The organism is Thermostichus sp. MS-CIW-41 (genome assembly GCF_054058915.1).
This window is the reverse complement of sequence record NZ_JBSSBO010000009.1, coordinates 31,893-58,255: the sequence shown is the minus strand read 5'-3', so window position 1 is coordinate 58,255 and position 26,363 is coordinate 31,893. Positions and strand designations below refer to the sequence as shown.

The window sequence follows — 26,363 nt, the reverse complement described above, 5'->3', positions numbered from 1 at the left end:
TTACAAATCTTAACTGTTGATGCATATTATGCCTGGCATGGGATCCCTGGAGGGCTTTCTCAACCTGGACAAGCCGGCGGGGCTCACCTCCCACGACTGTGTGGCAGTGGTGCGGCGGGTCTTGCGCACCCGCAAGGTGGGGCATGGGGGCACCTTGGATCCGGCGGCAACGGGGGTTTTGCCGATTGCGGTGGGACGGGCAACACGCTTTTTGTCGTTTTTGTCGGGAGATAAGGTGTATCAAGCAACCTTCCGATTTGGACAGCGTAGCGACACCGACGATGCTGAAGGGCAGATCCGGTTGGGATCCCCTTGTCCTGGGTTGAGTCGCGAGCAGGTAGAGCAGTGCTTGCGGGAGTTTACCGGCGAGATCTGGCAGGTGCCGCCCCTCTACAGCGCCCTTAAGCGCCAGGGGAAAAAGCTCTACCAGTTGGCCCGTGCCGGCGTGGAGGCTGCGGAACTCCAGTTGGAGCCGCGGCGGGTGGTCATTCGGCAACTGCGCATCCTGGGCTGGCGAGCCGGAGACTTTCCGGAAGTGGATCTGGAAGTTGCCTGTGGCCCCGGCACCTACATTCGTGCCCTTGCCCGCGATGTGGGGGAAAAATTGGGCTGTGGAGGGCTGATGAGCCGGCTGCGACGGCTGCAAAGTGGCCCCTTTCGCATCGCAGAAAGCCTGCCCCTGGAGAAATGGCGGGGATCCGCGGATCCCGCTGCTGCCCTGCTGCCCATCGAGTGGGGATTTGCCGATTGGGGTGCGGTACAGCTCTCTTCCGCCGAAGCGAAGCAGTGGCTGCAGGGTCGGGCCATTCTCCTCGACCGGCCCATTATCGGTGCCCCTACTTTGCGGGTGCTGGATGAGGAGGGCAAGTTTTTGGGCTTGGGGTACGGTCAGGCAGGTCAGCTCAAGCCGCTGCGGGTGTTGTCGCCGGATCCCTAGAGTGTTGCAGAAAAGTTACATTTTCGTAACAACATTTGCCATTGTCTCAGGGGGAAGCGGGAAAGAAACCCTCGCATGCTAAACTTCTGAGGGCGAAGGGGAGCCTGAAGCGTCGCCGTTGCCGGGCTCTGGCTCGATTTTCCAAGGTTGACCTTTGGATGTTGTCCGGCAAAATCTCTTCTCATTTTTTCATCTCAAGCTACTTTACAAAATAAAGTCACAAGAATGGAGCTGGGGATATGCGGGATGCCGTAACCACGCTGATCAAAACCTACGACCTGACGGGCCGCTACTTGGATCGGGAGGCAATGGATGCGCTCAAGGCTTTTTATGACTCGGGGCTGCGGCGCATCAAGGCCGTGAACGTGATCAATCTCAACTCAGTGGATATCGTCAAAACGGCTGCTGCGGCCATGTTCGCCCAGGTGCCAGATCTCATCCGTCCGGGAGGCAACGCCTACACCACCCGCCGCTACGCCACCTGTTTGCGGGATATGGACTACTTCTTGCGCTACGCTTCCTACGCGCTGGTGGCTGCCGACAACAGCATTTTGGATGAGCGAGTCTTGGCCGGCTTACGGGAGACCTACAACTCCCTCGGTGTGCCCATCGCCCCGACGGTGATTGGCATTCAAAACATGAAAACCCGCACCCTGGAGCTGCTTGGCTCCGGCGAAGACTACAGCTTTGTGGCCGAGCCCTTCGATTACCTGAGCGCTAAGCTGAGCGAAACCGATATCTAAACCGATATCTGAGCGCCTACTCTCACTCGTCGGCATAGGGGTTTGGCGGCACCGGTATCGGCTCCACCTGCTCGGCAGCGATTACCAACTGAGATTGGCCATCCCGCTGCTCCACGGCCATGCGCCCCTTCAGACGCAGCCAACTGTCGGCAGTTAACTGCTCTGCCTCTGGCCAGCGCACCGGCAAGCCCACAGGGTAAGCATCGGCAGCACAGCAGCTAACCAAAAACCGGGCAATAACAAAATGGTCGGGTTGCTCGTCAGGAATGACGAACCCCTGCACCCGCACCGGCTGGTTCTCATAGGTGTAGGGATCCGGGTAGACATCCAAGGTGGGCACCCAGTCCAGCAGAGTTCGCTGACGCGGGTCGAGCTTGGGGCGAAAAGCCTGCGGCTGGCTACGAGATACCCCCAGATAGGGAGATACCCCTCGGTTAAGGGCAGTTTGGCTGGAGAGCGGGCGTGGCTCGACCCAAAACCCCAGCAGGGCCGTCAGGATCAACAGTCCTGCGCCCAGCCGCGGCCCCAATAGTGAGGCATGGACTTCAGAAGAGGCAACTTTGGCTCCTCGCCAACGGCCAATCCCCAAGCCCAACAGACACAGCCCGGCCAACAGCGCCACATTCACGTAGCCGGGATTGATCAACATCAGCAGGGTGCCCCGCCAGCGATAGACGATCAGCAGGATCCCTAGCAACATCAACCCAACCGCCTCCCAGTAGGCCGTATTGCCCCACCGCAACGGTTTGGACTCCGTCCCGCTGACGCGACCGACAGGCCGAGACATACCCTTGGTTTTCGCGTGCGGTTCCTCTGGATTTTGTTTTTCTCGAAGACGACCAGAACTGCTTTTGGGCATGGGTTGCAGCTTTTTCACACCACTCCGAGCCTAAGTTTAGCAATCCTCGCGGAAGTGCCCACTGCCGGCGTTGGGGAATGCCTGTGCTGCCAATTTCCCAGTCACAGGTATCGGGTTGCCCGAATAAGGCAAGGACTCCGTCCCCCTAACGCGAACAGCAAAACATTTCGTTTGGCTCACGTTCTTTGATTGCCGTCTTTACAGCTTCAGGGATCCCATCATCAATTCAACAAATCCAGCCACAGATAACCTCACATTGATATCCCATTGATAACGGACTTTGGCGTGATAGACAGGGTTGCAGGCTGATGTATAAAGCCTAGGGAGTTGCTGCAATTTTGGCAGCCTGCTCTACAGTGGGATAGAGACAACTGAGATACCACACACGAATGTTGGCCGAATGTTGGCAAGGATACCCACCTGGCTGCGGGGCGTCAGCTATGCCATCTATGGCTTTCTCTACCTGCCAATTCTGCTGATCGCCGTCTACTCGTTTAACCGAGCCCGCTTTGGCCTGGCGTGGACAGGTTTTACCTTCGATTGGTACCTTTCCCTGTTTCAGAATGCCCTGGTCTGGCAGGCCACGCAAAATACCCTCGTCCTGGCGTTGGTCAGCACGCTGGTCAGCACGCTGCTGGGATCCCTGCTGGGCTATGGGCTGTATCGCTATCGCTTCCCCGGCAAAAAGGCGGTGCAGGGGCTGCTGCTCTTGCCGGTAGCCATTCCGGATATTGTGATGGCCATTGGGCTGCTGCTGTTTTACCAAGTGGTGCGCGCCTACACCGGCTGGTTTGAGCTGGGCCTGGGGACGATGATCTTGGCCCACATTACGTTTCAGATTGCTTTTGTGGCTATTGTGGTGCGCAGCCGTCTCCAACTTTTGGATCCTGCGTTGGAGGAAGCCGCCTATGACCTCTATGCAAACACCTGGCAAAAGCTGCGCTACGTCACCCTGCCCTTAGCCATGCCAGGGATCCAAGCTGCCGCTTTGCTGGCTTTTACCCTTTCGATAGATGATTTTGTCATCTCCTTTTTTACCAGTGGGCCGGAGAGCCTGACCTTGCCAATTTTGATCTACAGCACGGCGCGACGAGGAGTTACCCCGGAAATCAATGCCCTCTCCACCTTGATCATTCTGGTTACCTTGATCTTGGTCGTGGGCTTCCCCCTGCGGAGTGCTCCGCACCGCTGACGCGAACAGCCGCTCCCGCCTGGGATCCCGCTAGCCGTTCTCGACAGTTCCCCCTCTTCCCCTGAGAGAGGTTGGAGATGAGGGCGTGACATACTCCCATCGCTGACCCTACGGGTACAGCGTGGGCTTCTCGCTTCATCGGGGAGCCTACGCAAGAACCCTCCACGAGCAGACACGGAATGCCCTACCGCGTAGTTGCACCAGATTCCGGCAAAAGCCGTTTTGTGCAAGTACTCCCATCATACACCATGTGGGGGTATCTGTATCCCGACACTGACTCTACGAGTACAGTGCGGGGCTTAGCTACCCCCACACCCCGACAAGCTAAGCCTAAGTGTTGAAGTAGCGGGCTGCCGGATGGTAAGCAACGATGGCGGTGGTGGACTGTTCCGGATCCAATTGATCGCTTTCGTCCATGGTCAGGCCGATGCGATCGGCCTGGAGCACCTGCAGCAGAACCCGTTGGTCGGCGATGTTGGGGCAGGCGGGATAGCCGAAGCTGTAGCGGGATCCCCGATAGCCCTGATGCAGGATCTTGCGGATGTCGGGGCTATCTTCGTGGCCAAACCCCAGCTCCCGCCGGATGCGCGCGTGGCACCATTCCGCCAGGGCTTCCGCCAGGGTCACAGCCAGGCCGTGGAAATACAGGTAGTCGGTGTACTGGCCCTCGGCAAAGAGGCGCTGGGCATAGGCGGTGGCCTCTGGGCCCACCGTAACCGCCTGCATGGGGAAGACATCTACTAGGCCAGTGGAGCGATCGGCAAAGAAGTCAGCGATACAGTAGCGGTGGCCGGTTTTTTGGCGGGGGAAGGTGAAGCGGGCCAATTCCCGCACCCCTGGAGAGAGTTGCGGGCGCTCCACCGTGGGCAGTTGGAAGTAGGTGGTGGAGTCGGGCTCCAGGGCAAACAGCTCCGGGAAGCTGGCCGGGTCGAACAGGATTAGAGTATTTCCTTCCGCCTGCGCCGGGAAATAGCCGTAGACCACTTGGGGGTGCAGCAGATCCTCAGCCAGGATTCGCTCCTTCCAGCGCTCGATCACCGGCTCCACCTGGGTGGCGATAAACTCGGCAAACTCCTCCGCCGACTGGTCGCGGGGCTTGCGAATCTGCCATTGTCCGGCCACCAGGGCTTGCTTGTCGATGTAGAAGAAGACCTCTGGCCAGGGGATCTGATCCGAGGCGAGAAGTTTGGATCCCCAGAAAGGCGGGATGGGTCGCTCGGTCTCCAGGGCAACGGCTTCAGAGCGGCGGGTGTCTTGGGACTCGGAGAGGGTGAGGGCGGGAGCAGCTCCCACGGTGGTCTCCGCAGGGGGCAGGCTGGGATCCGTTTCCTCTGGAACCCAAGAAGCCTCTTTCTGGCCATTGGCAGAGGGGGATCCCAGCTCTAGGTCGTCCAGAAAACCCAGCCGGTCATCCCAGCGTCCGGCAGCTTTGGCCTGCATTAGCCGATCCATAAAGTTCAGATCAGTAAAGGCATCGCGGCCATAGATCACCTGGCCTTTGTAGGTCTGGCGGCAGTCTTCTTCCACAAAGCGGCGGGTGAGGGCAGCCCCTCCCAAAATGACGGGAACCGTGATGCCCCGCTCGTTAAACACCTCCAAGTTCTCCTTCATAAAGGCGGTGGATTTTACCAACAGGCCGCTCATGGCAATGCAGTCGGCCTTGCTCTTTTCATAGGCTTCGATGATGTTCTCCACCGGCTGCTTGATGCCCAGGTTGATGACTTTGTAGCCGTTGTTGGTGAGGATGATGTCCACCAAGTTTTTGCCGATGTCGTGGACATCCCCCTTGACGGTGGCAATCAAAAGAGTGCCTTTGCACACTTCCCCTCCCACCTTTTCCATGAAGGGCTCCAGGTATTTCACCGCCGCTTTCATGGTTTCTGCCGACTGCAGCACAAAGGGCAGTTGCATCTTGCCGGCACCGAACAGCTCCCCCACCTCCTTCATGCCATCCAGCAAAAAGGTGTTGATGATCTCCAGGGGAGGATATTTCTGCAGTGCCTCCGCCAGAGTCTCCTCCAGGCCAATCCGCTCCCCGTCAATGATGTGCCGCCGCAGGCGCTCCTCCAGGGGTAAATCTGCAAAAGATCCGCCAGAGCGCAGTTCCTTCCCGGAAACGCCCGCAAACAGCTCCGTCAGCCGCGCCAGGGGATCGTAGGTGCAAATGCCCGAGGACTCCGTCCCGCTAACGCGAACGGCGTTAAACTGCCGCCGATCCCAGATCAGATCCCGACACACCTGCTGCTGCTCTGCGGGGATCTTGTTCAGGGGCAGGATCTTGGCGGCACTGACGATGGCGGCATCCAGCCCAGCTTCACGGCACTCGTGCAAAAACACCGAGTTCAACACCACGCGGGCTGCCGGCGAGAGCCCAAAGGAGATGTTGGAAATGCCCAAGAGAATGTGGGTCTCCGGGAAAGCCTGGCGGATACGGCGGATGGCCTCCAGGGTGGCTGCCCCGTTGGCCCGGTCTTCCTCGATGCCGGTGGAAATGGGCAAGGCCAAAGGGTCAAAGAAAATCTCGTAGGGCGGGATCCCGTACTCAACCGCCTGGCGATAGGCGCGCTCGGCAATCTGGAACTTCTTGTCGGCGGTGCGGGCCATGCCCTCTTCGTCGATGGTGCCGATGACCACCCCGGCGCCGTAGGTTTTGGCCAGCTCCAGCACCTTTAGGAAACGTTCTTCCCCATCCTCGTAGTTGGTGGAGTTGAGCAGACATTTGCCTCCCGCCACCTTGAGGCCCGCTTCCATCTTTTGCCAATCGGTAGAATCCAGCATCAGGGGAATTGGGATTTGGGTAACCAGCCGCGAGACCAGCTCCCGCATATCCCGCACGCCATCCCGGCCCACGTAGTCCACATTCACGTCCAGGATGTGGGATCCCTCCCGCACCTGCTCCCGCGCTAGGGCCACCAGGCCATCCCAGTCTTCGGCATTAAGCAGCTCCCGCATCTTTTTGGAGCCGCTGGCATTCAGCCGCTCGCCGATGATCAAAAAAGAGTTCTCCTGCAGGTAGGGCTGAGGGGCATAAATCGAGGCAGCAGCCTGGATCCGTTCGATGCTACGACGTTTGGGCCGCAACCCCTGCACGGCTTCCACCAAGGCGGCGATGTGCTCCGGACGGGTGCCACAGCAGCCTCCCACCACTGCCACCCCCAGATCCCGCACAAAATGCTCCAGGTGGAAGCGCAACTGCTCCGGGGTGAGCTTGTAGTGGGCTTTGCCGCCGATGTTTTCCGGCAGGCCAGCGTTGGGGATGCAGGAGATGGGAAAGGGGGAATGCCGAGAGAGGTAGCGGATGTGCTCCACCATTTTGTCGGGGCCGGTGGCACAGTTGAGGCCTAGCACATCGATGGGATAGGGCTCCAGGATGGCCAAAGCCGCCCCGATCTCCGTGCCCACCAGCATTGTCCCCTGCACCTCAAAGGTCAGGGACACCACCACCGGCAGGCGGATCCCGCGTCGGGCAAACTCCTGCTGCACGGCCACCAGGGCCGCCTTGGTCTGCAAAATGTCCTGGCAGGTCTCGATGATCAGCAGATCCGCCCCACCGTCAACTAGCCCCTGCACCTGCTCCTCGTAGGCAGCCCGCATCTCATCAAAGCTGATGTGCCCCAGGGTGGGCAGCTTGGTGGTGGGGCCGATGGAGCCGGCCACGAAACGGGGCTTTTCCGGCGTCGCAAACTCGGCTGCTACCCGCTTGGCCAGTCGCGCCGCCGCCACGTTCAGCTCGTAGGCTTTTTCCGGGATCCCATATTCGGCCAAAACAATGGAGGTAGCCCCAAAGGTATTGGTCTCGATGACGTCGGCCCCCACTTCCAGAAAGCCGCGGTGTACCCGCTCCACCGCCTCCGGCTTGGTCAGCACCAGCATCTCGTTGCAACCCTCCAGCTCCGGCCCACCAAAATCCGCTGCCGTCAGGTTCTGGGCCTGGAGGGAGGATCCCATCGCCCCATCAAAGACAATCACACGTTCCTGGAGATGCTGCAGGAAGGGATGGGTCATAGAAGTCAAAGTCAGGCAGAGTGCAAAGCGACCTCAAGTCTGATTTAGGTTAGCATCGAGCCATTTGCCCGGACTAGACCGAGGGGCCAGGGATCCCATCTTGGCCATTGTTGAGGCGAATTTAACATTTTCTTTGCCTGCCCCGTTGCTGTTTCCCCCAGGTCGGGCTAATTTAGGGAAGACGTTTTGGTGTGAACGGCTACAGTTGCTCGCAAGTGTTCCTCCCAGGGTCACTTGCCGCCTGCTGTAGAGCGATCTTCTCCTCGCGGGTTGGAGTGGTTGAGGTGCTGAATGTTCCGCCCCCCCAGTGAAGTGCCTCGCACCCCGTCGCAGGATTGGCGAAGAGAAAGATCCACCTCTCGCCATCTTGAGAGGTTCCGCCCACCAAGATGACGGGTCTTGCGCCAGTTCAGTTGAGCTCCATGAGCGATATCTGCTTCCAGATTGACCCGAGCAATCGGTTATTCAGAAGCGGGCAGGCTGGCCTAGGGCAACTCAGGCTTTGGCTTGCGGATATCGGCTCCCTCACTCTGGCGTTGTGGGATGCAGCAGGGCTGCAACTTGCTCCTCTCCCTTTGGCGTCTAAGCTCCCTTAGTCACCTTTAGTTGTCTGTGATTAGGATCACGAGGAACTCAGCATGGCTCAAGCAAAGGAATTGGTGAAATCGGGTAAAACAGCTCTTCTCGAATCGGATCTGGAAAATCCACCTTCTGGCACCCTGGAGTTGGACACGGAGACAGATACCCTCGAGAGCGAACTGGATACCGGTGACACTGATGCTTTTGATGAGGATGACGACGACGAAGAGGCAGCAGAGGAGGATGGAGAGACTGCCGCCGCCGGTGCCAAAGGTCGCTCAAAGCGCAAGGCGGCCAGTAAGAAAAAGCCCTACACCGATGACTCTATCCGGGTCTATTTGCAAGAAATTGGGCGTATCCGGCTGCTGCGGGCCGATGAAGAAATCGAGCTAGCCCGAAAAATTGCCGATCTGCTGGAGCTAGAGCGCGCTCGCGAGGCCGTTTTTCAGCGTATGGGCCTCTGGTCAGACCCAGAAGAGGTGCCGGACACCCTCTGGGCAGAAGAGGTCAAGATGTCCTTGCCGGAATTTCGGCGGCGGTTGCATCGGGGGCGGCGGGCCAAAGAAAAGATGGTGCAGTCTAATCTGCGTTTGGTGGTGTCCATCGCCAAAAAGTACATGAACCGGGGCCTGTCTTTTCAGGATTTGATTCAGGAGGGATCCCTGGGCCTGATTCGGGCAGCCGAGAAATTCGACCACGAGAAGGGCTACAAGTTCTCCACCTATGCGACGTGGTGGATTCGACAGGCCATCACCCGCGCCATTGCCGACCAATCCCGCACCATTCGCCTGCCCGTCCACCTCTACGAGACGATCTCCCGCATCAAAAAGGTAACCAAGTTGCTTTCCCAGGAATTGGGCCGCAAGCCCACCGAAGAGGAGATCGCCACCCGCATGGAGATCACCATCGAGAAGTTGCGCTTTATCGCCAAGTCGGCCCAGCTTCCCATCTCTTTGGAAACCCCCATCGGCAAGGAAGAGGATTCTCGGCTGGGAGACTTTATCGAGTCGGATGGGGAGACGCCGGAGGATCGGGTGGCCAAAGTCTTGCTCAGAGAAGATCTGGAAAGCGTTTTGGAAACCCTCACCGCCCGCGAACGGGATGTGTTGAAGTTGCGCTACGGCTTGGATGATGGCCGCATGAAAACGCTGGAGGAGATCGGCCAGATCTTTAATGTCACCCGTGAGCGAATCCGGCAGATCGAGGCTAAGGCTCTGCGCAAGTTGCGCCACCCCAACCGCAACAGCGTGTTGAAGGAATACATCCGGTGACTCTGGGGCCCATTCCTTCTAGCTCTCAGGGAGAGCCGGGGCAAGGGATCCAAGAGAGTTCCCGGCCCCCTAAGGCAGACTGAGTTGGAACTGCCAACCCGCGCGATGGAGGATCTTCAGCATGAACTCGAACCAGACTCCGCGGATCCCAGTCTTTCTGAAAAAGCAGCCCTCTTTCTGGTGTTGGCCGCGGTGGGCGCCATCGGAGCTTTGGTGGCCAAGCTCACCATTGTCAAGCTCACCATTGTGGTGGGGCGCACCGTTCGCAAGGATTCCTATTTTCTCTCCCAGAGGGCTGGATTGGCGGATCCCTTTACACAGACTCAGGGACTGAGCGATTGCGGCGCTTCTGGGCAGCCTTGACCTTCTACACGGCCCTGCCTCTGGGGTGGGTCGGAGACTTGCCGTTTGAGGGCATTGCCGCCTGGCTGCCAGGGGTAGGTGTGTTGCTGGGCGGGATCCTCTCCCTGGCTGGGATCCTGCTGCAGGTTTTCCCCAATCCGGTGCGGGCCGCTTTGCTCTTGGCCCTGTGGGTTCTCTTGACCGGTGGACTGCACCTGGACGGGGTGGCCGATACTGCCGATGGCTTGGCGATCAATGTCCACAAGAATCCTTACAAAGGGGATCCGGAACGGTCAACTGAGGATGGGCAAAAATCTGACTTGCAGGGATCCCGTCGCCGTCTGCAGGTGATGAGCGATAGCCACACCGGGGCCTATGGGGTACTGGCCTTGGTGCTGCTGCTGCTGCTGAAATTTGCTGCCCTGAGCAGCGTTCGAGCTTGGCCCCTCTTGCTGCTGGTGCCCGCCTGGGGGCGTTGGGGCCAGTTGCTCGCCATTGCCCTGTACCCCTACCTGCGCGAGCAGGGATCCGCCCGCTTCCTCAAAGACTCCACTTCCCTGCCGGGATCCCTGTGGCCGGGCACTCTGCTTGTGCTGGCCATCACCGGGGGGTTGGGCTGGGCTGGGATCTTGGCTTGGCCCCCTTTGCTGCTCTGGACGCTGGGATCCGCTCTGGGGGCTTGGGCCGTGGGCTACTGGATCTACCGCCAGTTGGGAGGACACACGGGCGATACCTACGGAGCTACGGTGGAATGGTCAGAAGCGATAGCATTGCTGTGGGGATCCCTTATTGGGCCATCATGAATCTGATACATTTACGCTGAACACTGCTGAACATCACTGTTCAACTATGCAGCGATAGCATTCTGTTTGTTTCCAAACAGAATGGCGGTATCCCGCAAAGCTTTGAGTAGAATACCCAAAGCGCAGTTTCCGTGTCGTCTTACTACCAATTTTCTGCTTTGCTTTGGCTACCATGTTGGCAGACTCGAAAGTAAACAGAAAGATCAACTGGTAGTAATCCGTACTGAACATATTATACATTATTTTCAGTATAGTTGAGCTTATTATTGACTAGAGTCATGCTCCTGACCGTCCTGAAGACTTCCTTCCAGATCACCCTGGCTCCCCTGTCCATCGACCGTGTCCACCAAGAGGCCTCCCATCCGGCCAATGGAGCTGTGGTGGTGATGAGCGGTACCGTTCGAGACAACACCAATGGCCGCCCTGTCGATTACCTGGAATACCAAGCCTACGAGCCCATGGCTCTGAAGGTCTTCGCCGATATTGCCCGACAAATTCAGCAGCGCTGGCCAGATGCCAACAGTGTGGTCATCCACCACCGCATCGGCAAGCTGCGCATTGGCGAGATCAGCGTCTTGGTGGCGGTGGGCACCCCTCATCGGGCCGAAGGGTTTGCTGCCTGCCAATTTGCCATCGACACCCTCAAGCACAACGCCCCCATCTGGAAAAAAGAATACTGGCGAGATGGCACCAGCGCCTGGGTGAGCCTTGGCGCTTGCGAGCTCTCTTCGGCATAGATCCCCCTACACCATACCCACTTGCTCAGCCAAACCCAATTGCTGACGAGCCGTTTGGCAATCTTGCTGAATTTGCTGAATCAAATCTGCCACCGTGGGAAATCTCCGCTCTGGGCGGATAAAGCCCCGTAGCGCCACCCGCACCTCTTGCCCGTAGAGATCTCCTGTCCAATCCAATAGATGCACCTCGACGGTGTGCTGTAAACCGGCAAACGTGGGCCGATGGCCAATGTTCATCACCCCAGGTAGAGCTGCCGCAGCAGCAGGCACATCCACCCAAACGCTGTACACCCCATCGCGGGGCAAAAACTTCTCCGGAGGCAAGCGGAGGTTGGCGGTGGGAAAGCCCAGTTGTCGGCCCCGCTGATCCCCTTGCACCACCTCTCCCATCAGACGATAGGGGCGACCCAAGAGCGCTTCGGCGGTGGACACCTCCCCAGTCGCCAGGGCAGCTCGAATGCGAGAGCTGCTCACCCGTTCCCCGTTGAGTTTCGTCTCCGGGATTACCTCCACCGGAATGCAGCGCTCGGATCCCCAAGCCTGGAGCGTTTGGGCGTTGCCGGAGCGACGGTGACCAAAGCAAAAATCCCAACCGACGCTGAGATGGCGAACGCGCAGGCCCTGTTCAAGTACCGTTCGGATAAACTCTTGGGGGGGCTGGCAGGCAAATGCAGGGGTGAAGGGGAGCAGTACCACCTGCTCAAAGCCCATTTGCGCCAACAGAGCCAGCTTTTCGGCAGGGGGAGTGAGCAACAGCTGAGGCCGCCTCGTCAAGACTTCCTGGGGATGGGGATGAAAGGTGAGGACAGTACGTACCCCCTGAAGAGAATCTCGAATCGGCTGCAGCACCTTCTGATGGCCCAGATGCAAGCCATCGAAGTTCCCGATGGCCACAGCGGTGGGTCGCAAGGTTTGAGCCAGATCAGAAGTGATGTGCACTGTCCGGGATCCTAAAAACAGCCAACCAACTGCCTACCCCAGAGGCCACAGCAGGGCCACCAACCCACTCAAGCCCACTACGCCCCACAAGCTCCGTCGCAGGCGCTGCAACACAGGATCAATCTGATACCTGACAATCAGCCGATGCTGAGCCAGCTCCTCTTCTGACTTGGCATACATCGCCCCATCGTACCAGCCACTTTCTTCATAGGGAATCTGGGCTTGTACCAAGCGCCGCCGCACATAAGCCCATCCCAAGTAGAGATGGAGCAACACCAGGCCGAGCAAGACATTGGCCCCCAGCACCGACCCAGAGACAAAGTGGCCCCAATCTCCGGCAAAGCTGCTCCAAACCAGCGGGGAAACCGCCAGCACAACAGCTCCCCAAACCCCAAAGATTCGTTTTAAGTAAGGGATCCACCCCAAAGCAGGCCAGGAAAAAGGAAAGGCTTCCCTCAGCTCTGCATATTGCCGGAGCGGCTGTTGCTCAGCGGGAATGGGATGGGAGGGATCCAGCATAGACCTTAACGTATCTACACAAAATGATATCGGTCGGGTTGGCCCCCCGCCAAGCCCATCCTCAGACCTCCATCTCTCGACGAAGACAGCCTAGAAATCCAGCCCAGGCATCTTCCCGATCAACCGAAGGGGAGCGGGGTATCGTATTTATTAAAGTGTGGTCGCGTCTACAACTTATCCCATCATGAGCGTCACGAGCGAATCTGCCGCCACTGCCGCACCCTACGTGATCTTAAAAGAGCCGGATGGCAGCCAAAGAAAACACGTTCTCTCGGGAGCGACCGCTTGGACCCTAGGCCGTGATGAGGACAACGCCATCGTCTTGAGCGATCCCAGCGTTTCCCGCCAACATGCCCTGCTGCAATACCTCGACAACAACAGCATCTATCTCATTGATCTGGGCAGCCGCAACGGCTCGTTTGTCAACAATCGCCGCGTCAGCATTCCCACCCTGCTGCAGGATGGGGATCACCTCACCCTTGGACAATCCCAGCTGGAGTTCCACAGCGGATCCCTGGCCAGCTCGGAACCCAGCCCTGCGGCCAAACCTTCGGACACCCTGGTTTTACAAACCCGCTGGCTGATCTCGGTGGCGGTGGTCGATGTGCGAGGGTACGGACAACTGACTCAACAACTGGACGAGCGCCTGCTTTCCCAGGTGATGGGCGATTGGTTCCGGCGGGGTGGGGATATCATTCAGCAGTACGGGGGCACTGTCGATAAATACATTGGCGATGCGATTATGGCCGTTTGGTTCCATGTGCCCCAAGCCAACACTGCTTCTCTGGGCACGGAAGTGCCGGGAATTCACCTCGATGTGAAGTCGGTTTTGCAGGCCATAGCGAAGCTGTTTCAAATGACCGAGCAGCTGAACGGTGAGTTTCCGCTGCCTTCTCCCATTCGTCTGGGGGCAGGGGTCAACACAGGCTCGGCGATCGTGCGCCAGGTGGGCAACAACACCCGCCAAGAATATACGGCTCTGGGAGATACGGTGAATTTGGCCTTTCGCATCGAGAGCGCTACCCGCACCCTCAACGCCGACTTGGCGGTCAGCCAGGACACCTACACCTGCTTGGCCAAACAACTGGGGCAGGCAGCCGCCTGCTTCTCCCATCAGGCCGTAGAGCTGAAGGGGTACGCCCACCGCCATCAGGTGTACTACTGCGATGTGCGGTCTTTGCAAGCCGTTCTCAGCCCCTAGATCCTAGAGATGTCTTGCCGCACGATGGGATCCCGCTGTTCTTCCAGAACCTCCTGCTGCTCCTGGAGCCGATAGGATCCCATTTCGATTGCACGAGAGCCCGGCCCATGAGTGTGGTGAATCGCCCCGAGGTGGTGGCAGAGCTAACCGAACTGATACATTCACGCTGAACTCTCCTGAACATGGTCCAGGAAAGAAGCGATCGCATCCTGCCTATCTCTGAGCAGGAAGGCGGTATCCCGCAAAGCCCTGAGGAATACCCCCCGAGCGCTTTCCCCCTTCACTTCCCGGCAACCGTTGCGGTGGACTCAAGGATCAGGGGGAAACTTGGTCTACTATATCACTCTCAATGACTTTTGCCAAACCGCCTAAAGCTCAGTAAATTCAGCAAAGTTCAGGGTTTTGGGGGTTAGAGGCATGCTCTACCATCAGTACGAAGCTGCCCTGACGAGCAATGATGTGCCCACCCTGAACCGCCTGTTTTGGGATGGCCCCCCGGTGGTGCGCTTTGGTGTGGGGGAAAATCTCTACGGGGGAGACGAGATCAAGGCTTTTCGCCAACGGCGTCCTCCCACGAATTTGGCCCGCGAGATGCTGCGTTTGCAGGTGGTCACCTTTGGGGAAGATTGCGGCTCGGTCACCCTAGAGTTTCGCCGCCTGGTGAACGGGATCCCTCGCTTGGGCCGCCAAAGCCAGATGGGGTACAGGTTCCCCGATATCGGCTGGAAGATTGTCTCTGCCCACGTGTCGTTTTTGCCGGAAGATCAGGGGGAAATGCTGCGCAAAAGCTGGGGATCCACCTCGCCCACGTAGGTATTCAGCCCAATGGCCGTGGCGATCAAAGCCCCATCCACCTCCACCCGCCGATACTGGGAGATGGCCTCTGCCAGGGGCACATCCACCACCCGCCGATTTTGCCAGGCCACCATGCGGTCGTATTTGCCTTGGGCGATCAAGTCCACAGCAGCCACCCCAAAGGCTGCTCCCAGCAGGCGATCCAGAGGAGAAGGCGTACCTCCCCGCTGCAGGTGGCCCAAAACCATAACCCGCGTCTCGATGCCGGTGCGCAGGGCGATCTCATTGCCGATGTAATGGCCGATGCCGCCGTAGAGAGACTGCCCCAGGCTGTTGGTGTAGGTCACCGGCTCCCCCGACTCGGTGCGAACTGCCTCCGCCACCACCACGATGCTGAAGTTATTGCCCCGCTCTTTGCGGTCGCGGATTCTTTTGCAGACATTCTCCAGCTTGTAGGGAATTTCCGGGATCAAAATCACATGCGCCCCCCCGGCAATGCCAGCGCTGATGGCAATGTGACCGGCATCCCGCCCCATCACCTCCATGACCATGACTCGGCTGTGGCTGATGGCCGTGTAGGTGAGCTGATCTAGGGCTTCCACAGCCACGCTCAGAGCTGTGTTGAACCCCACCGAATACTCGGTGGCACCGACATCGTTGTCGATGGTCTTGGGGATCCCGACAAAGTTCCAATCCCCCTGCAGAGCCAGTTGCCGGAGAATGGCCAAGCTGCCATCCCCACCCACCCCAATGAGGGCATCCAACCCAAGCCGGTGGTAGCCGGTGATCACTTCTGCCGAGCGATCCACCAAGCTGCCGTCGGGCATAGGGTAGGCGAAGGGGTTGCCTTTGTTCACGGTACCCAAGATGGTGCCGCCGTAGCGCAAAATGCCGGAAACCCGCTTCACATCCAGCAGCTCCGCCTCCACCGGTCGAGCCATCAGTCCTGCCGTCGCATCTTTGATGCCATAAACTTCCATATCGTAGTCGCGGGCCCGCCGCACCACTGCTCGAATCACAGCGTTGAGGCCGCCACAATCGCCGCCACTGGTGAGGATCCCGATTCGCTTACGTTTGGGCATAGAGCTCTAGTTAAAGAAAGGTGAACATCCTGAACAGAGATAAGGGTCTATATCGCTTGCAGAGAATCCCTACTCAATCGCAAACTACGGATGTGATCCAGTCGATCATTATCCCAATTATCTTGGTTCAATCAGCTCTGGAGAAACACCTTCTGGTTGGGGGAGTGCTGAAAAAGAAGAAATTGAGGGATCCATACAACCCAGCAAGATCAGGTCAGCTTGCGTTCCCGGTGGGGTTTGGGGTTGGCGATCAAGCCCAGCCGTTAAGTATTCTTCACAAAAAGAATTAAGAAACATTGCCGCACAAGCTGCCGATTAGGAAAGACTTCTATATCTCTGAGGATAGATCTTTCCAAAAAAACTTGGGGGCAACAATCCACTCAAAAACTGAAATCATTTGTTAAGCAGGGATGATCAAAACCCGGCCAACCCGATGATAGGGATGAGGATAGAAATAAGGCATCCAGTCTGATTTGGGAGCAGTACCATGACTCAAACCATTGCCCAGTGTGCTCTACAAGGGGCCTCAGAGTTGCTCAGCCGCTACCAGCGGGGAGAGCGCCATTTTCCCCAGTCCTGCTTGGAGTATGCCTTTTTGAGGGGGGCCGATCTGCGAGGGGCCAATCTCGAGGGATCCGATTTGCATGGGGCTAACCTGCGCTACGCCAACCTGCGGGGCAGCAATCTGGCAAAGGCCGACCTGCGCTGTGCCGACCTGCGCTATGCCGACCTTGAGGGAGCCTGCTTGGAAGGAGCCAATTTGAGTGGCTCCCTCTACAATCACAACACCTGCTTCCCGGTGGGGTTTGATCCGGTGACGGCAGGGATGCAGCCCTTTGAATTTTGATTGGGGAAGGAGAGGGGATCCCTGAGCCCTCAGGCCGGGGGAAAGCGCTCCCGCAAATCTCGAATCACCGGAGCGGGCACCAGGTGATCGATGGGGCCGCCCAGCTTGGCGACTTCCTTCACCAGGCTGCTGCTGACAAAACTGTGCTCGCTGGCGGTGGCCAGAAAGAGGGTTTCCAGTTCGGGAGCCAGCAGCTTGTTGGTGTGGGCCATTTGCAGCTCCACATCGAAGTCCGACAAAACTCGCAAGCCGCGCACGATCACCTTTGCCCCCCGTTGGCGGGCATAGGCCACCGTCAGACCTGAAAACGTATCAACTTCAACATTTTTGAGATGGGCTGTGGACAGGCTAATCTGGGCTTGCCGCTGCTCGGGGCTGAACAGAGGGGTTTTGTTGGGGTTTTTCAAGACGGCGACGATTACCTTGGAAAAAAGACGGCTGGCCCGCTCGATAACATCGAGATGCCCAAGGGTAATCGGGTCGAAGCTGCCGGGGTAGAGGGCGATCATGGCCAACTGTGCACTATTCCCTAGCCTACCTGGTCGCGGGCCCACGCCAAATAGGTTGTGCTCACTTGAGTGGCTGCCAGAGCCAGGATCTCGGGCTCAGCGTAGGGGTGCAGCTCTCGCAGCCGTTGTTCCAGGCGGGGGTAGGCAGTTGCGGGCAATTTGAGCAGGATGAGAAACTCGGCATCGGCCTGCAGGGATCCCTGCCAGCGATAGTAGGACGTGATCCCGGGCAAGACCTGGGCACAGGCCACATAACGTTCGGCCACCAGGGTATGGGCCAAGCGATGGGCCTCGGCTTCGGATCCCACTGTGGTCATGACAACCGCGAGGGTATCGGGTGTGGTCTTATCGTCCATGCGGGGCAGTGGTTAACCAAGCGGTTCCTCCCTATCCTATCGCCCGCCAAGTTAGACACTCCTAGCTCAACGGGGGCCTAGATTTGCCGAAATAGGGCCGCTTCTGGTGCCAGCGCCAGGCAGTTTGAATGATCTCGGCCAGGTCGGTGTAGAGAGGTTTCCAGTTGAGATCGCGAAGGATGGCGCCGGCATCGCCCACCAAGCGCGGGGGATCCCCAGGGCGGCGCGCTCCCATTTGCATGGGGATCTGTCTTCCGGTCACGGCTGCTGCGGTGGCAATGACCTCTTTGACGGAAAAGCCTTGGCCATTGCCCAGGTTGTAGGCTGGTTGTATGGGCCGGCCAGAGGCCAGCGCTTCTACCGCCAACACGTGGGCTTGCGCCAGGTCGGTGACGTGAATGTAGTCGCGGATACAGGTGCCATCGGGGGTATCGTAGTCCTCTCCAAAGACTGTGATGTGGGGACGTTGGCCTCCGGCGACCTCCAACACCAAGGGGATCAGGTGGGTTTCCGGGTCGTGGGCCTCCCCAATTTCGCCATCGGGATCGGCTCCGGCGGCATTGAAGTAGCGCAGGCTAATGGATCGGATCCCGTGGGCAACCTGGAAATCTTGCAAGATCTGCTCCACCATCAGCTTGCTCTGGCCGTAGGGGTTGATGGGACGTTGCGGATGACTTTCGGGAATAGGGATCCGCTCTGGCACCCCATAAGTGGCACAGGTGCTGGAGAACACTATGTAAGGGATCCCGTGATCCCGCATGGCCTCCAACAAACTCAGGGATCCGGCCACATTGTTGCGGTAGTATTTGCCGGGATCCTTGACCGAGTCGCCCACATAGGCATAGGCAGCAAAGTGGATCACCCCTTCCGGGCGATAGTGTTGGATGACTTGATCAAGCCGCTGGCGGTCGGCGAGATCCCCAATCTCCAACGGCCCCCAGCGAACTGCCCAGGGGTGCCCGTAAACCAAGTTGTCGTAAGTGATGGGCAGATGACCAGAGGCCGCCAGAGCTTTGCAGGTGTGGCTGCCGATGTAGCCCGCCCCGCCGGTAACCAGGAGACGCATAGGCAAACGTCAGATGGAAGATCCCACCCAGGATAAAGGCTGCCGACGGGATCCCTTCAAGCTCCAAAAGCTTCTTTGGCGGCGTACATGACCTCCACACTGATCTCGGTCAAGCCTCGTTCGCGGGCAAATTTTTCGGTGTTGCGTTTAACCTTGCCGCGCACAAAGCCGGGCACCTTGTTCAGCTCCGCCTGGGCTTCCCGCGTCCAGATGAGGTCGGAATCGGCGCTCAGGCTCTTGTGAATCACCTCCTTGGTGTCGTGGCCACCGAAGATCTCCAACAGGTGATCTTCCATGCCGAGGGTAAAGGAGTTGTAGATCAAGTCCACAATTTGGTTGGCGCCCTCGTAGCCCAAAAAGGGCCGGTAGCCGATAGGGAAATCCTGCACGTGGATGGGGGCCGAGATGACCCCACAAGGGATCCGCAGCCGTTTGCCCACATGCCGCTCCATCTGGGTGCCGAAAATCGCAGCAGGTTCCGCCTGGGCAATGGCGTCCGCCACGCGGGTGTGATCCTCCGTCATCAAGATCTGATCGCAATACCCTCCCACCTCTGCCTGGAACCACTCCCCATCGTAGGTGCAATAGCTGCCCGCCCACACCACGTGGATCCCCATCTCGCGGGCCAGGATTTTGGTGATGGCCGCCGCGTGGGTGGAATCCCCGAAGACCACCGCTTTTTTGCCGGTTAGGTTTTGGCAGTCGATGGAGCGGGAAAACCAGGCCGCTTGGGAAATGTGCAGCGTTTGCTCCTGGATGTAGGCTTCATAATCGACAGGGATCCCTTGCTCGTTTAGGATCTGCTGGATCTGGCGGATGAAGCGAGCCGTTTCCACCACCCCCATCGGGGTGATCTCAATGTAAGGCATGCCGAATTCCTGCTGCAGATAGCGAGCTGTCATCGGCCCCAGCTCCCGGTAGGGCACCACATTAAACCAAGCCCGCCCCAGGTGTTTGAGATCGTGGACACTGGCCCCTTGCGGGATCACCAGGTTGAGCTGGATCCCCAGATCCCGCAGCAGCACCTTCAGCTCCCGCAGATCATGGGCATTGTGAAACCCTAGGGTGGAAATGCCAAGGATGTTACAGGAAGGCCGCTCCGTCTTTTGGGGCAGGCCGTCTAACTCCCCGCTTTTGCGAGCTTTGGTGATATAGAACTCCACAATCTGCTGCAGGGTGCGATCCGCTGCCTGCAATTCGTTAACCCGGTAGTGGTTGACATCTGCCAGCACCACATCGCAGCGACTGGCCAACTGGGCCTGCCGGACAAAGTGATGCAGATCTTCCTGCAAAATGCTAGAGGTGCAGGTGGGGGTGACGACGATCAGATCCGGCTGCTCCTCGCCGTCTTTGCGGACGATGTTGCGAATCACCTTTTCGTCGGATCCCCGCGCCAACACCTGCCGGTCAACGACGCTGGTGGTTACCGGAGTAAAATCCCGCTCTCGCTCCAACATGGAACGCATCACGTTGAAATAGTCGTCTCCCAGAGGAGCGTGCATGATGCTGTGAACGTTTTTGAAGGAGCTGGCCACCCGCAGCGTGCCGATATGGGCAGGGCCAGCGTACATCCAATAGGCCAATTTCATGGGCAGCCTCTCAAGAAAGCCAGAGACAAAATCAAGGATCCCAACCCACCGCCGGATGTGCACCCGCTGGGAATCTCTCCTGGCATTGTAGAACGCTCAGCAGCCGGCATCCCTTGGCTGTTATCCTCCGTAACTCCCAACCGAGACGCTCCCAAGCCAAACTCGATCAAAAGAAAAACAACCCTGCCAAGGCAAGTGTGATTACGGGGATCCCCCTACTCCGCCCAAAGGGCTTGTTCCATCCTAGAAATAGGAGCGATGGATACCCATCTGGCCCCAAAGTTCAAGCTGAGGAACCTCAGGGATCCTGACAGGGAATCGGCTGGTGGACAAGAGCAGAGGAGTTTTTGTATTTTTCGTTACATGTTAACTTTTGGAGACAAAACATGTAGCTCTACAACGTTGAGCAGAGATTCTTGTTTACAGAAGCAAGCTTTCTGTTGAGGAAGGCAGACTAACAGAGGGAAGAGAGATGGCTGATGTTTCCCTCAATACAAACTCGACACAGAGAATTGTCGATGGCTAGTAATTTTGCCAATACAAACTCGACACAGAGAATTGTCGATGGCTAGTAATTTTGCGCGCCGTAACCGACCAAAGGCTGCTGCTTCTTCAAAGGTTGAGGTGAAAGCTTATGGGTTCCACAACGATTTCTTGGCAACGTGCTCGCAAAGCTCCTCAGGAGCTGCCTGGTTCCATGACTTCTGTGCTTTTCAAGTCCACGGGTCGCCTGCGCGACTGGTTGCAGGCTCCGTTGCGTCCCATTCAATCGGCTATGGATAACTTTAGCATCCGCGATCCACGCTTGGCCCATTTCCTTTGCCGGTGGATCCCGGCCCGCTGCCCCTTTGAGCGAGATGTGGTGCTGTTTGGCCATAAGGTGATGCACATTCCGCCCATGTGTAAGCTCAACCCCCTCTACGACCAGGTGGCAGGGCTGCGCTTCCGGGCCTTGTCGTTTTTGGCGGAGCGAGGAGAAGACATTAGCCGTTACCTGTAAGGCAGCTTTTTCCACTAAATCTTTTTTCAAGGGATCCCTGGCCATCCAAAGCCTGCTGCCAAACTCCGGAGCGGATCCCATTAGAAGCGGGTCTCAAACTCGATGGAAATGACATTGTTGCCCTCGAGGTCGGTGCTGGCGCGGGTGAGGGTTTGCTCGTTGAGGCGGTAGCGGGCGCTGTAGCGGGTGGGCTGAAAGGGATCCGTTAGGTTGCGCTGCACCGAGATGGAAGTGGCTGGCCCCAGATCGCGGGCCACCTCCAGCGCTAGCCCTATCGAGGAGCGGTTGGCAGCGCGGGTATCGACCTGGGGGACGGGGCTAATGCGCACCTCGTCTAGGTCCAGGGTGTCCCGCAGCGTGTCCAGCACATCGTTGAGCAAGGCAGTTCCGGCCAGGCCGGCCACTCCCGCTTCGGGGTTGAGGCGGGTCAGAGCTGTGCCTCCCAGGAGGGCGACGATCTCTTCGGGGGAGCGGCTGGGGCTGCTGGAAAGGGCCAGAACCCCGTTGCGGGGATCCGCCTCAGCCAGCTGGCTGGCCCGCCCGTTGACCGTGGCGAAAATCTCGATGCTCTGCTGGGATCCCGGCAGGTTGCGGTTGGTGTCGAAGGGGGAGAGCTCTTGGGGAAAGCGATAGACCTCGATGGCCTGGGTCATCAAGCGCAGGTTCAGGAAGGGATCGAAGGGGTTGTCTAGGTCAAAAGTGGCGGTATTGGAGCGGGAGCGATCCAGGCGAAAGTTGGCAAGGGGCAGGTTGACGCGGCCTCGCTCTAGGGCAATGGTGCCCGCTGGGCGCAGATCCTGGGGAGTGCCAAACAGGCGCAAGGTGCCGGCAGCATTGAATTCAAACAGATTGGGACGCTGCACGCGGATCCCTGGCCCCAAGACCAGCTCCAGTCCGTTGAGCCGCGGCTGCCAGAAGGGATCCGGCGAAGTCGAGCCGGCGGCAGCTGTTGCGGCCTCAGGTTCTGCCCGGCGGGGGCTGACATCCACGATCCCTTGAGAAACCTCCAGCCGCCCCTCGAGCAAAGGTTGCAGAAGCAGCCCTCTGACAGCCACCTCGCCGTCCAGATGGCCAGTGTAGAGGCTGGGCAGGTTGAGCTGGATCCCTTGGAGTTGCAGAGTTAAGGGTGGCGAGGTTTCGTCCATCTGCAGGGCACCGCGAGAGTTGACGGGCAAAAAGCCTTCAGCCAAAAGGGATCCACCCCCCAACTGTCCCCGCAGCTCCTGGACTTGCAGCTGATTGAGGTTAAAGGCGATCTGGCCTGTGAGGTCGGTAATGGGCTCCGGCAGGGCTGCCAGCTTGAGGATCCCCGAGTTGACGCTCAAGTTCCCCTGCAGGCTGGGCTCTCGCAAGGTGCCGCGGATGGCCAGCTCCAGTTGGCTTTGGCCGCCTTCCCAGCGCACCTGGTCGGTGAAGAGGTTGATCAGGCGCAGACCGCCATGCTTGGCTTGCAGGGTGAGGTCGATCTGGTCGGATTCGGCCCGCACCTCGGCAAAGGGCAGGGTGTAGGGCACCAGGCCAAAGAGGCGAATGGGTTCGTCACCATTGGCCAGCAGGGCGCCGTCCAGGCGCAGCTGCCCCCGCTGGTAGTCAAATTGTCCTCCCACCTCCCGCAGCGGCACCTGGTTGATCTGGGCGTTGACCACTGTCAGGGATCCGCGGGCATGGGGATCCCGCAGGTTGCCGGCCAGCTCCACGTCCAGGTTGAGATCCCCCTGCAGCTCCAGCTCCTCTGGCAGGAAGCGGTCCAGCAAAGCCAGAGGCAATCCTTGGATTTGCAAGGATCCCGACTGTTCCTCTAGGCCCAGCTTGCCCACAAAAAGGGCTTGACGTTCGCCACTGCGCAACCGCAGCGGCTCCAACACCACTGCATCTCCAGCCAGGCTGCCCCTGGCAGTAAGGCTTTCGATGCCAAACTCCTCTGCCTGCCAATTCTGGCCCTCAAGGTAAAAGCTGACGCTAGGCCGGTTGAGGCTGCCGACCAGGCTAACGCTGGCTTGGAATTCCCCTCGCAGACTTGTGGGCGGCGGGAAAGTGCTCCGCACCGCTGACGCGAACAGCGGATCCATGCGGCTGGCCAAGGTCTCCAGGTGGACAGCCAGGATCTGGGCATAGTACTCCAGCTGCTCCAGGAGAGGATGGTTGGGCAAACCAACCGGGTCGGTCTTTAACACCGAGGCAGGGCCCAAGGGGGGCAATTGGAAACCCCGGGTGGTGAGGTCGCGCCACTGCCGCCACTTGAAGGCGGAGATGATATCTTCTAGCCGACCTTGATGGGTGCTGATCTCTAGGTCAATTTGGGGAGCGAGAGCCGCCAAGGTGGGATCCAAACCGGCTTGCAGAAGAGTTGCAGGCAGCTCTAAGGTGCCCCTAGCCGTATAGGTGCTCTCGAACAAATCCAGTTGGGCTTGAGCAATGGTCAGCCGGGGAGAGCCGGAGTCGCCCGCAGTCTGGTAGTCAAAATCCACCGAGAAGCCCTGCACTTTCATCCCTCCCCACTGCAGATCCGCTACCGCAGCCCGTCCTTGGGCAGCACCACTCGCCAGGTCAACTGCCACCTCCCCATCGAGGTTCCCCTGTAGGCTGGCCCACGGCCCGGCAGCTAAGCCCCCCAGCAAAGCCAGCGGCAGCCGATTCACCGTCACCTGGAGCTGTTCCTGCTGTCGTTGACCTACTGCCTCCGCCTCCCCTCGCCGGACTTGAAATTGCAAAGGCTGCAACTGGGGATCCAACTGCAACGCCAGCCTGTCCTGCTGTCCCTGGAGATCCACCTCTACCCCTCGAGCAGACCCCTGGAAGGATCCGGCCAAGTCTTCAAATTCAACTCCTGCTATGCTGAGGCCCTGGAGCCGAGCCTCTCCCTCCACCTCTAGGTTGTCCAGGGATCCCCGAATCTGCCCCGAACCTTGCAGCACCCCCTCCACCAAGGGTGGCAGGCCGGGCACTTCTGCCAAGGAAACCCCATCCACAGCCAAGGCCAAATCCAGGGATCCCACCTGCAGCGTCTGGGGATCCAAGGGGATCTGCCCTTCGACCCTGGCCAGGCGAGTGCCACCTGCCAACACCTCCGCCTCCTGGATATGCAGTCCGGATCCCTCCCAAGTCACCTGGCCGCGGATGCCCTCAACCCACTGCCGTCCCCTCGCTCCCAAAGGCTGCAACAAAGCCAGCGACCCTTGCGCCCGCAACGCCCCCAGGAAGCCCACTTCTGCTGCCGCCGCCCTGTCCAGCTGCGCCGTCAGCTCGCCAGAGAGGGATCCCGACCATTGGGGGTTGAAAAAGGCCAGCGGCACCTCCTGAGGAGCCAACTGCGTCTGGAGCTGTCCCCCCGCCCACCGCCCCGCCACCGCCACCCGGCCTCCGCCCACGTCCAGCACCGCCTGCGGCACCTGCACCACCCAGTCCCGACCCTCCGGCAAAACCTGCAGCTGCCCTCTTCCGGCAATCTCTCCCCCAAGACTTTCCCAGCTGGCCTCCGCCCGCGGTTGGGATCCCGTCAGCGCCACCTGCACTTGCGCGGAAACCGGCCCCACCCAAGGAAGAGCGCCCCGGCGGGGCAGGTTGAGGCCGTAAAGGGCCAGCACCTGCTCCACGTCGGCTCCGCTGACTTGAAGATCGAACTGGCCTGCCAAGCCGGCAGCCCATTGCAGCTGGCCGGAGCCTTGGATGCGACCCCCTGCAGTCTTGAGGTCAATTGCTTCCAAGGCCAAGGTTTGATCCGCAAAGTGGAAGCCAAAGGCATACTCCGACACCGGCAGGCGATCCACCTGCCCCGGCGAAAGCCCCCGCAACTGTCCCCGGATCTGCGGCTGATCCAAGGCTCCAGTGACCGCTACGGATCCCCCTACCACCCCCTCCACCGCCACCGGCAGGCCAAAGGCAAACGTCTCTTGGATCTGCTGCAGGCGGGCCGGCGCTACTTCCGCCTGCAAACCAAACCCCTGTCCTTGCTCCCAGACCACCGGGCCTTTTAGCTCGGCAAAGGAAAGCTGACCAAAGCGACCGCTCACCCCCTCCAGCTCCAACCCCTGCAAGGTAAAGCGAACGGAGCCCTTCACCTCTTCAAAAGGATGGGGCAACCTCTCCAGATCCAGCCGAGCCTGTTGAACCTGGGCCTGCCCCGTCAACTCCAGCGGTTGATCCCGCCGCCAGAGCACCTGGAGATCCAAGCCAGTTTCCCCCTGCACCTCCGCAAAAGGGGCCGCCGGCACCACACTGGGCAAGAGATCCAAAGGCAGACGAGCCGCAGAAAGCGTCACCGAACCGGAAGCCTGGGCAAAATCCGCCACCCCCCTGAGCTGCAGGGGGTACCCCCCCTCCCCCTCCCGAGGGAGCAACCGTGCCGTCGCCTGGAAACTGGCCCGCCCCCCGAAAAGATCCTCCTCTCCTGGCGGGGCATTGTGAGTCAGCCACACCTGCACCTGGCCCTGCAGCCGATCAAACTGGCGTCGCTCCCCCACCAAAGGGATGGCCGTCAGGGATCCCTGGCGCAAACGGATGTTCAGCCCATGCAAGGGCAGGGATCCCTCCCCTTCGGGCAGTTGAAACTGCACATCCGCCCAGCCGCGATCCAGCGTTTCCATCAGCAGCAGTTGTGGCTGGTTTAGGGTAACATTCAGCACCCACTGACCCGTCTGCAGCCAAGTCCAGAAATCAGGGCTGAGGTCGATGGAGCCGATACTGGCCAGATGTTCAACGCGGCTTTCTCCCAAGCTCACCTGCCAGGGGGCCAGAAACCTCACCTCCCCCAATTCCACGCGCCGGCGCATCGCTTGCGAGAGGGTTGCTTCCACCTGCGGCAGCACGTGATCTTGAAGGTAGATCCCTGTTCCCCAGGCGGCACCAAAGGCGGCAGCCATCAAGCCCAAACCCACCCCAGCTAGAGTGATGGGGGAAAGGTTGAATCGTTGCTGCTGCATCTTTGGATCTCGGTGATCCTCTCCCAACCGCCTACCCCTTAAAAACCTGACAGGCTCCCAAAAGCCATTCGTG

20 protein-coding genes and 1 pseudogene are annotated in these 26,363 nt (G+C 59.1%); 11 read left to right on the top strand and 10 right to left on the bottom strand.

Going from position 1 to position 26,363, the window contains the following annotated elements; all coding sequences use genetic code 11:
• Window positions 1-19 precede the first annotated feature (19 nt).
• Entirely contained in the window at window positions 20-937 is a 918-nt protein-coding gene (truB, locus tag ACVWXE_RS04490) for a tRNA pseudouridine(55) synthase TruB (RefSeq protein WP_238376766.1), read from the top strand.
• Between the two features lie 239 nt (window positions 938-1,176).
• Window positions 1,177-1,680, top strand: a complete 504-nt coding sequence (apcB, locus tag ACVWXE_RS04485; protein ID WP_011433791.1) for an allophycocyanin subunit beta — start codon at window positions 1,177-1,179, stop codon at window positions 1,678-1,680.
• 22 nt (window positions 1,681-1,702) lie between these two features.
• On the opposite strand, the gene ACVWXE_RS04480 is transcribed toward apcB, so the two are convergent.
• Entirely contained in the window at window positions 1,703-2,467 is a 765-nt protein-coding gene (locus ACVWXE_RS04480; RefSeq protein WP_457489692.1) for a TIGR03943 family putative permease subunit, read from the bottom strand.
• Window positions 2,468-2,939: 472 nt separating this feature from the next.
• Between ACVWXE_RS04480 and ACVWXE_RS04475 the strand changes: the two genes are divergently transcribed.
• Entirely contained in the window at window positions 2,940-3,731 is a 792-nt protein-coding gene (locus ACVWXE_RS04475) for an ABC transporter permease (protein ID WP_457489691.1), read from the top strand.
• Window positions 3,732-4,061: 330 nt separating this feature from the next.
• On the opposite strand, the gene metH is transcribed toward ACVWXE_RS04475, so the two are convergent.
• Window positions 4,062-7,736 (bottom strand): methionine synthase, encoded by a 3,675-nt coding sequence (gene metH / locus ACVWXE_RS04470; protein ID WP_457489690.1) that lies wholly within the window; start codon window positions 7,734-7,736, stop codon window positions 4,062-4,064.
• A gap of 638 nt (window positions 7,737-8,374) precedes the next feature.
• On the opposite strand from metH, the gene rpoD reads away from it, so the two are divergent.
• The 4 genes from rpoD to ACVWXE_RS04450 all read left to right on the top strand — a co-directional run bounded on the left by rpoD (window position 8,375) and on the right by ACVWXE_RS04450 (window position 11,468).
• Window positions 8,375-9,586: an RNA polymerase sigma factor RpoD gene (gene rpoD / locus ACVWXE_RS04465; RefSeq protein WP_011433786.1), complete on the top strand. Its 1,212-nt coding sequence runs from the start codon at window positions 8,375-8,377 to the stop codon at window positions 9,584-9,586.
• Window positions 9,587-9,691: 105 nt separating this feature from the next.
• Window positions 9,692-9,949: a hypothetical protein gene (locus ACVWXE_RS04460; protein ID WP_148202754.1), complete on the top strand. Its 258-nt coding sequence runs from the start codon at window positions 9,692-9,694 to the stop codon at window positions 9,947-9,949.
• Complete coding sequence (locus ACVWXE_RS04455; protein ID WP_457489689.1) at window positions 9,946-10,731, top strand: adenosylcobinamide-GDP ribazoletransferase; 786 nt, start codon at window positions 9,946-9,948, stop codon at window positions 10,729-10,731. Before ACVWXE_RS04460 ends, ACVWXE_RS04455 begins: the two co-directional genes overlap by 4 nt.
• Before the next feature lie 278 nt (window positions 10,732-11,009).
• Window positions 11,010-11,468, top strand: a complete 459-nt coding sequence (locus tag ACVWXE_RS04450; RefSeq protein WP_457489688.1) for a molybdenum cofactor biosynthesis protein MoaE — start codon at window positions 11,010-11,012, stop codon at window positions 11,466-11,468.
• A gap of 6 nt (window positions 11,469-11,474) precedes the next feature.
• Here the strand turns inward: ACVWXE_RS04450 and ACVWXE_RS04445 are convergent, their stop codons facing one another.
• The gene (locus ACVWXE_RS04445; protein WP_457489687.1) at window positions 11,475-12,407 is read right to left on the bottom strand and encodes a bifunctional riboflavin kinase/FAD synthetase; all 933 of its coding nucleotides are present in this window, start codon (window positions 12,405-12,407) and stop codon (window positions 11,475-11,477) included.
• A gap of 33 nt (window positions 12,408-12,440) precedes the next feature.
• A complete protein-coding gene (locus ACVWXE_RS04440) occupies window positions 12,441-12,926 on the bottom strand; it encodes a CGLD27 family protein (protein WP_011433781.1) in 486 nt (161 codons plus the stop codon).
• Between the two features lie 184 nt (window positions 12,927-13,110).
• Between ACVWXE_RS04440 and ACVWXE_RS04435 the strand changes: the two genes are divergently transcribed.
• Both ACVWXE_RS04435 and ACVWXE_RS04430 read left to right on the top strand, forming a co-directional pair.
• Complete coding sequence (locus ACVWXE_RS04435; protein WP_457489686.1) at window positions 13,111-14,127, top strand: FHA domain-containing protein; 1,017 nt, start codon at window positions 13,111-13,113, stop codon at window positions 14,125-14,127.
• A 417-nt stretch (window positions 14,128-14,544) separates the two neighbouring features.
• Window positions 14,545-14,940, top strand: coding sequence for an AtzH-like domain-containing protein (locus ACVWXE_RS04430; RefSeq protein ID WP_457489685.1), 396 nt, complete (start codon window positions 14,545-14,547; stop codon window positions 14,938-14,940).
• Here the strand turns inward: ACVWXE_RS04430 and ACVWXE_RS04425 are convergent.
• On the bottom strand, window positions 14,892-16,004 hold the full coding sequence (locus ACVWXE_RS04425; protein WP_414344504.1) for an ATP-dependent 6-phosphofructokinase: 1,113 nt from the start codon (window positions 16,002-16,004) through the stop codon (window positions 14,892-14,894). The two genes, ACVWXE_RS04430 and ACVWXE_RS04425, sit on opposite strands and share 49 nt — an antisense overlap.
• A gap of 487 nt (window positions 16,005-16,491) precedes the next feature.
• Here ACVWXE_RS04425 and ACVWXE_RS04420 point away from each other — a divergent pair, with 487 nt between their 5' ends.
• Window positions 16,492-16,851 (top strand): pentapeptide repeat-containing protein, encoded by a 360-nt coding sequence (locus ACVWXE_RS04420; RefSeq protein WP_457489684.1) that lies wholly within the window; start codon window positions 16,492-16,494, stop codon window positions 16,849-16,851.
• Between the two features lie 29 nt (window positions 16,852-16,880).
• Here the strand turns inward: ACVWXE_RS04420 and coaD are convergent, their stop codons facing one another.
• The 4 genes from coaD to bchB form a co-directional block, all read right to left on the bottom strand.
• Window positions 16,881-17,360 carry a pantetheine-phosphate adenylyltransferase gene (gene coaD, locus ACVWXE_RS04415; RefSeq protein WP_414355759.1) on the bottom strand — a complete coding sequence of 160 codons (480 nt, stop codon included), beginning with the start codon at window positions 17,358-17,360 and terminating at the stop codon, window positions 16,881-16,883.
• Between the two features lie 20 nt (window positions 17,361-17,380).
• Window positions 17,381-17,716, bottom strand: coding sequence for a divalent-cation tolerance protein CutA (gene cutA, locus ACVWXE_RS04410; protein WP_414350043.1), 336 nt, complete (start codon window positions 17,714-17,716; stop codon window positions 17,381-17,383).
• A gap of 61 nt (window positions 17,717-17,777) precedes the next feature.
• On the bottom strand, window positions 17,778-18,782 hold the full coding sequence (galE, locus tag ACVWXE_RS04405) for a UDP-glucose 4-epimerase GalE (protein WP_457489703.1): 1,005 nt from the start codon (window positions 18,780-18,782) through the stop codon (window positions 17,778-17,780).
• Window positions 18,783-18,838: 56 nt separating this feature from the next.
• Window positions 18,839-20,371 (bottom strand): ferredoxin:protochlorophyllide reductase (ATP-dependent) subunit B, encoded by a 1,533-nt coding sequence (gene bchB, locus ACVWXE_RS04400; RefSeq protein ID WP_414416935.1) that lies wholly within the window; start codon window positions 20,369-20,371, stop codon window positions 18,839-18,841.
• Window positions 20,372-21,125: 754 nt separating this feature from the next.
• Here bchB and ACVWXE_RS04395 point away from each other — a divergent pair.
• Window positions 21,126-21,371, top strand: a pseudogene (locus ACVWXE_RS04395) (Mo-dependent nitrogenase C-terminal domain-containing protein); the annotation flags it as partial.
• An 80-nt stretch (window positions 21,372-21,451) separates the two neighbouring features.
• Here ACVWXE_RS04395 and ACVWXE_RS04390 read toward each other — a convergent pair.
• Window positions 21,452-26,290, bottom strand: a complete 4,839-nt coding sequence (locus ACVWXE_RS04390) for a translocation/assembly module TamB domain-containing protein (RefSeq protein ID WP_457489683.1) — start codon at window positions 26,288-26,290, stop codon at window positions 21,452-21,454.
• Window positions 26,291-26,363: the final 73 nt, after the last annotated feature.